Origin of the sequence: Ensifer sp. ENS08 (assembly GCF_014852195.1) — a bacterium.
Taxonomy (GTDB): domain Bacteria; phylum Pseudomonadota; class Alphaproteobacteria; order Rhizobiales; family Rhizobiaceae; genus Ensifer; species Ensifer adhaerens.
Genome location: NZ_JACVBF010000080.1, coordinates 1 through 283 on the forward strand (window position 1 = coordinate 1; position 283 = coordinate 283).

General features: G+C 52.7%; 1 rRNA gene. It reads right to left on the minus strand.

From position 1 onward, the window contains the following. Positions 1–100 (minus strand): 23S ribosomal RNA (locus IB272_RS34595); the annotation flags it as partial. Between the last annotated feature and the right edge of the window lie 183 nt (positions 101–283).

Consider the following 283-nt stretch of genomic DNA (forward strand, 5'->3'; position numbering starts at 1 on the left):
AAGCTTATTCGCAGCTCCCCACGGCTTATCGCAGCGTATCACGTCCTTCATCGCCTGTGCATGCCAAGGCATCCACCAAATGCCCTTTTGACACTTGATCGTTCTCATTGCCAATGCTCATCCTTAGCCGCCTTCCCGAAGGGAAGCGGCAACTCAGTTACCTTTTACAACCGAGCCAATCAGATGCCATCGACGTGTTCGATACGGTCGCTTTATTGGAACCACGCCGAGCGGTTCACTTGCGCCATATCTTAAGACCAGCTTCTCGAGATCTGTCCGGTGA